The sequence below is a fragment of the Nocardia pseudovaccinii NBRC 100343 genome (assembly GCF_001613225.1).
In the GTDB taxonomy this organism is placed as follows: Bacteria; Actinomycetota; Actinomycetes; order Mycobacteriales; family Mycobacteriaceae; genus Nocardia; species Nocardia pseudovaccinii.
In genome coordinates this window covers 1-7,291 of sequence record NZ_BDBY01000180.1, presented here as the reverse complement: position 1 = coordinate 7,291, position 7,291 = coordinate 1, and the positions used below count along the sequence as shown (strand labels likewise).

Below are 7,291 nucleotides of genomic sequence, written 5' to 3'. Positions count from 1 at the left end.
CCCGATCGAATCTCGTGCCGGGCGACACGGCCAATGGTGCGGACAATTTCTACACCAGCGACCGGGTCGTCGTTGAGAAGGTTTCGTTCAAGAACCAGTACCAGATGAATGTTGTGGGGAACCTGTTCGTTCCGAAGGACCTGAACCGCAATGGGAAGAATGCGGCGATGGTCGTCGGACACCCTATGGGTGCGGTCAAGGAGCAGAGCGCGAATCTGTATGCCACGAAGATGGCCGAGCAAGGATTCGTCACCATGTCGCTCGATCTGTCGTTCTGGGGCGAAAGTGACGGTCGGCCCCGCAACGCTGTTTCACCGGATATCTATGCCGAGGATTTCAGTGCCGCAGTGGATTACCTGCGCACTCGGTCATTTGTCGACAAGGAGCGGATCGGTGCGATCGGCGTTTGCGGCAGCGGCAGCTTCGTCATCAGCGCGGCCAAGATCGATCCGCGCATCAAGGCCGTCGCGACGGTCAGCATGTACGACATGGGCGCCGCCAACCGCAATGGGCTCAGGCATTCGGTTACCGTCGAGCAGAGAAAGAATATCCTCACACAGGCAGCGCAACAGCGTGATGTGGAGTTCTCCGGCGGTGAAACCGCATACACCAGCGGAACGCCTGAAGAGTTGAACGAGAACTCGACTGCGATCGATCGCGAATTCTATGATTTCTATCGCACGGCCAGAGGTTACAGCCCGGACACCACGACGCATCCGATGCTCAGCAGCAACGTCAAGTTCATGAATTTCTACCCGTTCGCCGACATCGAGACGATCTCTCCGCGGCCGATGCTTTTCATCGCGGGCGAAAATGCGCATTCTCGAGAATTCAGTGAGGAGGCATACCGGCTTGCCGCTGAACCCAAGGAACTGGCGATCGTGCCCGGCGCCGGTCATGTCGATCTTTACGATCGCGTCGATCTCATCCCGTTCGACAAGTTGACGACGTTCTTCCGCAACAACCTGAACTGACCCACGAAGGAGACCGAATATTATGCGAGGCACCGTTATTCACGCTCCCGGTGATATCCGCTTCGAACAGCTGCCTGATCCGGTGATCACCGCGCCGACCGATGCGATCATCCGCACCGTCGCCACCTGCGTATGCGGGTCGGACCTGTGGCCCTACCGTGGCATCGACCCGGTCGACGATCCGCACCCGATGGGACACGAATATGTCGGCATCGTCGAAGAAATCGGGGACCAGGTGAGCGCCGTGGCACCGGGCCAGTTCGTCATCGGTTCCTTCGCCACCTCCGACAACACCTGCCCGCACTGCCGCAACGGCTACCAATCCGCATGCGTGCACCGCGAATTCATGACCACCTGCCAAGCCGAATACGTGCGCATCCCGAACGCCGACGGCACTCTCGTCGCCACCCCCGACCAGCCCGACGACAGCCTGATTCCCAGCCTGCTCACCCTCTCGGACGTGATGGGCACCGGCTGGTACGCCGCCGTCGCCGCCGAAGTACGACCCGGCGCGACCGTCGCCGTCGTCGGTGACGGCGCGGTCGGGCTCAGCGCCGTACTCGCCGCGAAAGAACTCGGCGCGGAACGGATCATCGCGATGAGCCGCCACGAATCCCGCCAGAAGCTGGCGACCGCGTTCGGTGCGACCGACATCGTCACCGAACGCGGCGACGACGGCGTCACCGCGATCATGGACCTCACCGCCGGTGTCGGCGCGGACTCGGTGCTCGAATGTGTCGGCACCGGCGAATCGATGTCGCAAGCCCTGCGCTCGACCCGCCCCGGCGGCAACGTCGGCTTCGTCGGCGTCCCCCACGACGTACAGATCTCCGGTGAGAAACTGTTCTTCTCCCACGTCGGGCTGCGCGGCGGCCCCGCCCCGGTCCGCCGTTTCCTACCCGATCTCATCGACCGCGTCCTCACCGGCCGCATAGACCCCGGCCAAGTCTTCGACCTCACCCTGCCACTCGAACAGGTCGCCGACGGCTACCGCGCCATGGATGACCGCCGAGCCATCAAAACCCTCCTGCGTCCCTGACCGGGGCAAAGCTTCGATGGCGCAAGGTTTGCGCGACACCGGCAGGATCCTCGTACTTGTGTAGGCGCGCGTCCTTACCGGCGCTTCGCGCGATGCCGTCGCCACCAGGTCACGCCCCGTACGGCGTGGAGGGCGCCGAGGATGAGTAGCACGACCACGCTGTCGAGGTTGGTTGCTACCGGCTGGCTCGGTGGTGCGAGTTCGATTCCGCTGATATCGGTTTCGGCCACCAGGAACTGCGGGCGCGTACCCAGTCCGATCCGGGCGTGCACGCCGGTCGCCCGTGCGACGAGGAAATGTGCCAGCTCGTGGACGAATACCAGTGACCAGCCCGCGGCGACGCTGAGCGCGAGCACGACGCTGCCGCCGGGACTCCAGAGCAGGTTATGGAAACTCGGCACCAGGTCGGGCCGTTCGACGAGTGTCGCGACTGCGGCAACCATCAGACAGGCGAACAGCACCGGAAAGACCGGGCTCAGCGCGAACCGCACATGCTCGGGGCGTATCCGCGGAAACGATGCCGGTCGCGACGGGGTGCACGGCACCGGCCGTTCATCGACCTCGGCCACGAACTCGGGCTCCATCAGTGCCTCGACGAAGGACAGCACATCGAACTCGCGTCCCTCGGCGCAGGCCAGTCGCTCGGCTGCCTGTTCGATGGTGTGACCGGCTCGCAGCGACTCGAGTGCGGTCACCCCCGCCCTTGGCAGGGCCACGAACTGCCGAGTCTCGAATCGGCCCACGATCCACTCGTCGCGATCGGGCCGAATCGCCAAGTCGTGCAGTCGGATCCGACTGTCGGATCGCGGGGTGATCGCCGTGTGCGGCGTCGGTCACGGCGAGCTGCCGCATGCTGGGCAATCCGGCCGGGAGGTAATGCGGTCGGGCGCCGACGCATCCAGTCGGACCAGATTCACGTCGTATCGGAACCCTGGTTCGATCGGCGGGGCGCCGGTCAGCGTCGCAAGCGCGAAATGCGTGAGGAGCGTGCCGGTGGGGGTCGCCGATATGATGTTGACCGGATGCCGGGGCAGTTGTGGCGCAAGGCTTTCCAGCGTCGTCTCCGGAGGCAGCCGCATATCCGCCTGTTCGGCTCGGTGATCGTGCAGGCATTCCCAGCAGGCAGTCTGCCCGGGGCCGTGCAGGCTGTCCGACATGGTCGGGCCGTGGTAGCCGCCGACGACCCATGGCACGCCGACGGCCAGGCACGCCCGGTTGGCCCATCGGCGGATCGTGCGCGGCTGGTCAGCGCACAGGGCGAGCAGGTCGTACCCGGGTGAGCAGTTCGGCCAGGTCGGACTGCCCTGTTATCCGCCGCTGTTCGCCGGTGACCCGCACATCGGAGTTGAGCGCGCGCAATCCGACGACTGTTGCATCGCGTCGGCCGCGGGCACTCCCGGATAATCGGACAGCACCACGTCGACTATTTTGTCGGGTGATCTGCTGCCATCCAGTGCGCCGATCAGAACCCGTACCCGGCCATCCGGATCTTGGATTTCCACTCCGAGGCGGTGGACCGTGGCGCCGATCCTGATATTGCCGTCGATCGTGACATGCCGACCGTGTTCCGGTTTGATCCGTGGCCGCAGCATCTGTTCGGCGCGCATCCGGCCTACCGGGCACTGTTAATTGCCGCCATTACCACCGCTGTCGCCGGTGGTCTCCTTCTTGTCCAGCGGCCCGGCGATCTGGCGCTCGCGGGTTTGAAATGCGCAAAGCGGGCCAACTCGGACATATCTGGAGCTGTTCCCCGAATACCTAGGAATCGCCATGACCGAAACACCCACCGGGTCGTATGTCTCGACGTCGTCCACGGAGACACGGTCGGTTGCCGAGCTGGTCAACGATGCGACCGAGCAAATGGGCCGCCTGATCCGGGACGAGATCAAGCTCGCGGAACTGGAAGTGCAAAGCAAAGGCAAACGTCTGGGGCGCGGCGCGGTTATGACCGGTGCCGGGGCGCTCGCGGTGTGCTACGGCGGTGCCGCCGTCATCGCGGCGGTGATCATCGCCCTCGCGGGTCCGCTGTCGGGCTGGGCCGCCGCGCTGATTGTCGGAGCGGTACTGCTCCTCGTCGGCGGCGCGCTGGCTGCCATCGGCATGAAGGACCTGCAGAATGCGGTCCCGCCGGTCCCGCGGGAGGCGATCACCGGCGTACAGCAAGACATCCATGTGATCAGGAGCGGAGGATAGCGATGAGTGATGAGAGCAAGCCCTCGGTCGGATCACCCGAGGCGGAACTGCTGCGCGCCGATCGCGACCTGACCAGACAAGAGCTGGGACAGACCATGGCGGAACTGACCGACAAGCTCGATGTGAAGGGCAGAGCCGAGGCAGAACTACATCACACCGTGGACAATGCCCGCGCCAAAGTTCATCATGCGGCCGAAGTTGTGCGGGAGAAGCGTGCGAAAGCGGGTGCCGCAACGCAGGACCGCGCCGTCCAGTTCGCCGCCGTGACGCGCGGTCGCCCGGTGCCTGTCGCCGCCGTAGTGACCGCCGCGGTCGCGGCCTTGGTGACCTGGCTCATACTTCGCGACCGTCGCGACCTGGGCAAAAGGCGGCTACCGCGCCGCCGTCGTCATCGGCAGTGACCTGCGAACCCGCACCATCTGCTGACCCGTCGCGCTGCTGGAGATGTTGGGCGGCAACATGTTCGGCACCGGGACTGTCCGAGGAGCAGCCCGCGGGGCTTGCTCCCGGACGGTACTATTACCTTTCGATCACAGCTGTGGTCGACTGAATCACGTGGCCCGGCACGGGCTTTCAGGCACGTGTCGGCGCGCGACAGCCGATGAAATGTGGGGAAAACTATGAGCGCCACCAAGTTCGCCGCCACCGCCCTGCTCGCGATCGGTGCGACCGGCATTACCGCAGGCGCCGTGCAGGCCCAGCCGGTAGCAACCGACATCACCGTGCAGGCGACCGATCACGGCATCAACTTCATCACCGCACCGACAGCAGACCGCCGAGGAGTCAGCACCACCGTCGAGGCCGGACGGTTCACCGTGGCCGCCGATGCGCTTTCGATAATGCTGACCGACGCCGCGGGCAATGCGGTGACCTCGATTCCGCTGGGGCTGCAGACCGCGGCCGGGACCGTCGCCCTGACGCCGGAGATCGCCAATGACGGCCGAACCCTCACCCTCACAGCGCAATCCGATACCACGCGGACCGCGCAGGCAATCGATGAGGCCTCCGACACGATCGCCCGCAAGCAGTACAACGCCGGGATCGGCGCGCTCATCGGCGCCGGGATCGGCGCGGTGATCGGCTTCTTCCTCGGTGGTGTCGGTGCCCTCGTCACCGTCCCGATCGGCGCGGGCATCGGGGCCCTGATCGGCTACTCCACCCCCTGATTCCGGATCACGAGCACGTCGAGTCCCTGTGTGCCGCTACCGAACAGCAGCGGCACACAGGGACTCGCGTCTGTCGGCCCACCCCTGACCGATCCGGCTGCGCCGTTCGTGGAGGAATTCGTCGGATCCGGCGCGAAACTGGCCTATCTGACCGTCTCGCGGGTGCGCGATGTCGCCTATGACAAGGTGGTCACCGCTCGGGTGGGGGAGTCGGCGCAGGGTGTGATCGAACGCGCGATGCCATGCTCGCGACCAGTCAAGGTGCCGCGCTCGTCACCGACGGCCGTGGCGCGGTGGTCGGCTCGCTCGGCATCAACTCGGTGACGGAGGTGATTTCGTCTGCGCCGCATTCCGATCGACGTGTGAACTCGTCGCCGCAACGGCGATGCTCACCCCCGGCACGATTTCCGAACACCTGACCGACAAGCTGATGCAGGACCTCAACGGCCGCGTCGATATCGATGGTGAGGATCCCGCCGACGTCGCCTACGACTGGCTGAAGAGCGAGAAGCTGGTCGAATAGCTAATTGTCGACCGGGGGTTGCAGGCTTATACGGTCGGCGAGGGCGTCGACGGCGTCCGCGTCGGCGTAGGCCTCGGTGGTCAGTTCGAGGAATGCGGCCCAGCGGTTTATGCGTGGTGTCCAGCGTTGGATAAAGGCGTGGGCATGTTCGAACTCACCTTGCGTGCCGCTTATTCGCGCACGAGCGGCCGCCTCGGTGGCGGCCTGCACGGTGTTCTGGGCCAATGCCAATTGTTCTCGGCAGTGGTCGGCGTCCGGGACTTCCTCGCGCACGGTGTCGGCTTCGACCCGCAGGTTGAGGATGAGTCCGGCCAGTCGGGGGTCGGCGGGCCCCGACCGTGGGGCGCAGGTTCCCGCGGCGATGGCTTTATCGCGGCGTTCACGTCGTCGTCGCTCCCGTTTCTCGGCCAGCGCCACTTGCTTACGGTAGGTCTCGGTGTCCGCTACGGTGACCACGGGATAGGTCAATACAGCTGTCGCCGAGAGCATTTCGACGCCATTACCGTCGCAGACCTGGATGGTGACCCGCTCCAGCGGCCGGTCCGGATCGGGTTCGTCCTCGAGGCGGGCGTCCAGGACCGCGTTTCGGTATTCGATCATGATGTCTGCGACTACTCGGTCGAACACCGCGGTGCCGACCTCGATGTGGTTGGTGCAGGTGCGGCCGGTGCAGTCATCGGGAATGCCGAATTCGCCGTCACCGGAGTCGACAACGGATTTCCCGGTCGGACCGCTGCCGACAACCTCCCAGGCGTAGGTGTTGGATTGCGCTACTTCGGCTCGCTCCACACAGTCCTCGGACATGGCCTGACCGTACTTCATGAAGGTGTCGCGGATCGGTTGTTCTCCGAAGCCGTCGAGATATGCCGTTGAGCCCGGCGCGTCGGCGCGGACAGCATCCCGCTGGTGATACCGGGCTCACCCGAGGGGGCCGGTATGCGGATGGGCCTGGAAGAAGTCCCACATGATCTGATTGGCGTTGAGCGATGCGGTAGCGCCGACCAGTGGTTCGGGGGCGATCGGCGGCGAGCCCGGCCAGGTGTGGCCGCCGCCCAGCAGCGCATAAAGCTCGACGGCGCCGTTTACGGGACATGGATAGCGGAACATGGTGACGTCGCTGGCAATCCGGTGCTCTTCCGGCTCGGGCCCGCAGCCGTTGCGTTGCGCCCAAGCGGCCGCCTGCGTCGGGATGCTCGCCGGTCCCGGACCGTCGACGCCGCTCGGCGTGGTGCCGCCCCGCCCGGCCGCCGAACCCGAACCGTCGGCCGACGGCAGCAACTGGGCGTTGGGACCGGGTCCGCCGGTGTAGGCGACGAACGGGTCGGCTGTGCCATGGAACGCGATGACGGGTATCGGACGCGCCGGATGGCACCAGGCGAAGTCCTGCAGTCCGGCC

Annotated in this window: 10 protein-coding genes and 2 pseudogenes; 7 read left to right on the top strand and 5 right to left on the bottom strand. The window is 65.4% G+C overall.

The window, feature by feature from the left end:
• Both NP3_RS22195 and NP3_RS22190 read left to right on the top strand, forming a co-directional pair.
• Window positions 1-974: alpha/beta hydrolase (locus NP3_RS22195; protein ID WP_063043528.1), on the top strand; the 974-nt coding region annotated here is incomplete at its 5' end.
• 22 nt (window positions 975-996) lie between these two features.
• Entirely contained in the window at window positions 997-2,013 is a 1,017-nt protein-coding gene (locus NP3_RS22190) for a zinc-dependent alcohol dehydrogenase family protein (RefSeq protein WP_063043527.1), read from the top strand.
• A 74-nt stretch (window positions 2,014-2,087) separates the two neighbouring features.
• On the opposite strand, the gene NP3_RS22185 is transcribed toward NP3_RS22190, so the two are convergent.
• The 3 genes from NP3_RS22185 to NP3_RS22175 form a co-directional block, all read right to left on the bottom strand.
• Window positions 2,088-2,756, bottom strand: coding sequence for a hypothetical protein (locus NP3_RS22185; protein WP_157124461.1), 669 nt, complete (start codon window positions 2,754-2,756; stop codon window positions 2,088-2,090).
• Window positions 2,757-2,846: 90 nt separating this feature from the next.
• A complete protein-coding gene (locus NP3_RS22180; protein ID WP_157124460.1) occupies window positions 2,847-3,278 on the bottom strand; it encodes a hypothetical protein in 432 nt (143 codons plus the stop codon).
• A 42-nt stretch (window positions 3,279-3,320) separates the two neighbouring features.
• Window positions 3,321-3,620, bottom strand: coding sequence for a hypothetical protein (locus NP3_RS22175; RefSeq protein WP_063043524.1), 300 nt, complete (start codon window positions 3,618-3,620; stop codon window positions 3,321-3,323).
• A 163-nt stretch (window positions 3,621-3,783) separates the two neighbouring features.
• Between NP3_RS22175 and NP3_RS22170 the strand changes: the two genes are divergently transcribed.
• The 5 genes and pseudogenes from NP3_RS22170 to NP3_RS48120 form a co-directional block, all read left to right on the top strand.
• Window positions 3,784-4,206: a phage holin family protein gene (locus tag NP3_RS22170; RefSeq protein ID WP_063043523.1), complete on the top strand. Its 423-nt coding sequence runs from the start codon at window positions 3,784-3,786 to the stop codon at window positions 4,204-4,206.
• Between the two features lie 2 nt (window positions 4,207-4,208).
• A complete protein-coding gene (locus NP3_RS22165; protein ID WP_063043522.1) occupies window positions 4,209-4,607 on the top strand; it encodes a DUF3618 domain-containing protein in 399 nt (132 codons plus the stop codon).
• Between the two features lie 219 nt (window positions 4,608-4,826).
• A complete protein-coding gene (locus NP3_RS22160) occupies window positions 4,827-5,372 on the top strand; it encodes a DUF8020 domain-containing protein (RefSeq protein ID WP_063043521.1) in 546 nt (181 codons plus the stop codon).
• 84 nt (window positions 5,373-5,456) lie between these two features.
• A pseudogene (locus tag NP3_RS22155) lies at window positions 5,457-5,707 on the top strand (ABC transporter); the annotation flags it as partial.
• Between the two features lie 62 nt (window positions 5,708-5,769).
• Window positions 5,770-5,895 (top strand): annotated as a pseudogene (locus tag NP3_RS48120) (glycine betaine ABC transporter substrate-binding protein); the annotation flags it as partial.
• On the opposite strand, the gene NP3_RS22150 reads toward NP3_RS48120, so the two are convergent.
• Both NP3_RS22150 and NP3_RS49235 read right to left on the bottom strand, forming a co-directional pair.
• On the bottom strand, window positions 5,896-6,699 hold the full coding sequence (locus tag NP3_RS22150) for a hypothetical protein (RefSeq protein ID WP_157124459.1): 804 nt from the start codon (window positions 6,697-6,699) through the stop codon (window positions 5,896-5,898). It lies immediately after the preceding pseudogene.
• 114 nt (window positions 6,700-6,813) lie between these two features.
• A partial coding sequence (locus NP3_RS49235; RefSeq protein ID WP_507762168.1) for an alpha/beta hydrolase family protein occupies window positions 6,814-7,291 on the bottom strand: 478 nt, incomplete at its 5' end.